Source organism: Frankia sp. AiPs1, from assembly GCF_023716945.1.
Classification (GTDB): domain Bacteria; phylum Actinomycetota; class Actinomycetes; order Frankiales; family Frankiaceae; genus Frankia.
The window spans coordinates 1-1,804 of record NZ_JAMQQF010000846.1 but is presented as its reverse complement, the minus strand read 5'-3'; the positions used below and the strand labels follow the sequence as shown (position 1 = coordinate 1,804).

Below are 1,804 nucleotides of genomic sequence, written 5' to 3'. Positions count from 1 at the left end.
TCGCCCTGCTGCGCACCGCCGCGGGCGCGGGTGATGTCCTCGCGGCCCTGCACGAGGCGGGGCACAGCCATCGGGCCCTGACCCCCGACGGCCTGATCCTGGCGGGGACCGGCTCGCAGCCGGGACCGCCGGCGCTGCGCGACCTGGGGCTCGCCACGGTCGCCCGGCACGCCGAGGAGGGGCCGGCCGAGTACCGGGCCCCCGAACAGGAGCGGCTCGGGCTGCACACCGCGCGGCTCGGGGTGCGCACGGACGTGTTCCGGCTGGCCGCCATCGCCTACCACTGCCTGACCGGCGTCACGGCGACGCGCGGCGGACCGGCGCCGCTGCGCGGGCTCCCGCTGCCGTTCCAGGTGCCGGCCACCCTCGACGAGGTGCTGGTCCGGGCTCTCGACTCGGATCCGGCACGCCGGCCCGCCCGCATCCGCGTCCTCGCCGACGCCTTCCGAGTCGGCGCCGACCATCTCGTCCGCTGCGGCTACTGACGACTCGTCCGCTACGGCCACTGGCGACCTGGCGACCTGGCGACCTGGCGATACTGCCCCGGTGCGAGACGGCCTCGGCGGACGAGACGGCCCGTCGGTACGAGCCGGAGCCCCGGCGTTCGGGACGGCCTCGGCGGTACGAGCCGGGTCCGGCGTGCTACGGCGTCGAGGCGGCGGCGCAGACCGTCGAGCGGGCCAGGGCCAGGATGGCGCCGGAGGTCGGCTGGTCGGGGGTGATGCCGCCGTCGGCGAACCGGGCCGGAATGCGGGCCAGCGCGAGGCGGTCGCCGCCCGCGGGGAGGTCGTCGAGGCAGATGTGGGTGCCGTCGTCGCGCAGGGCGGTGTCGCTGCGGCCGGTGGCGAGGGCGGGAAACTGCCCGCGGAAGGCCGTCACGAACGTCGCCGCCGCTTCGGAGTCGTGCACCAGGTCGAAGGCGCTCACGCCGCCCGCAGCCGATGCACCGGCGCTGGGTGCGGCCCCGGCCCGCGTCCCGGCGGATCCCCCGGCGCCGCCGGAACCGCCGCAGGCCGCGAGAACGGCGACGATGGCGGCCAGGGCGAGCGCTCGCCAGTTCTTCATCGGCTCCCCTTGCTCGTGGCAGGAGCAGAGGCTAGCCGGCGCGGACGAGCAGCCCGTCAGCGGGGGGCAGCCGGTCGACGACCTCGTACTCGTACGCAGGCCGCGGCCGGCGGTGCCCCCGGACCACGGACCCGCCACCCGATCCACGCCGTAGCGACACTGTTGGTCTCATATCGTTCTTCGGCTAACGGGAAAGGTGCTGTGCCATCGACGCGCCGGGCGGCACTGTGCTCCCCACGGGCATCCCGGCGGGCGCATTGCCGCAGCCCCGGGGAACGGGTCTGCGGAATGTGCTGTCCGCGGGTTGGGCCGGACACGGTTGACCCCGACACATCCGAGGATCCCACCGTAGCCGCAGGCCAGCCGCCCGCCCGCCGGGTTCATCCGGTGCTCCGGACAGCATCGCGGCGATGTGCCTCACCTATTCCTTCCAGCGATCGGAACAACTAGGGACATCTCACCCCTTGATCGGGCAAGTCGGTTGGACGAGGCTGGCGGGCGTCTGATTGCATACCAGCCTGACGGGGGTGCCGAAGGCGGGAGGGACCCGCACGAGAGAGAGCAGTAAGGACGGGATGACCACACGAGCCCGAGAACTGTTCCAACGATCGCGCGCGCTGCTCGGAAACTCCCGCGAGGTCGCCGCGCAGCTCCTCGCTTCGCCCGGGGCGCACTCCCGCCCGACGGTCCGGCCCGCCGCGGCGCCGTCGAGGCCCGCGCCGCGCTCCGCAGCCATACC

1 protein-coding gene and 1 pseudogene are annotated in these 1,804 nt (G+C 74.6%); one reads left to right on the top strand and one right to left on the bottom strand.

All coding sequences use genetic code 11. The annotated features are described in order from the left end of the window. Positions 1-485, top strand: a pseudogene (locus ND748_RS31230) (serine/threonine protein kinase); the annotation flags it as partial. Positions 486-642: 157 nt separating this feature from the next. On the opposite strand, the gene ND748_RS31225 reads toward ND748_RS31230, so the two are convergent. Continuing rightward, positions 643-1,065, bottom strand: coding sequence for a hypothetical protein (locus ND748_RS31225; protein ID WP_251749895.1), 423 nt, complete (start codon positions 1,063-1,065; stop codon positions 643-645). Positions 1,066-1,804 lie beyond the last annotated feature (739 nt).

Coding starts and splice junctions, on each gene's coding strand:
- ND748_RS31225 (WP_251749895.1), bottom strand. CDS start 1,065: ATGAAGAACTGGCGAGCGCTCGCCCTGGCCGCCATCGTCGCCGTTCTC.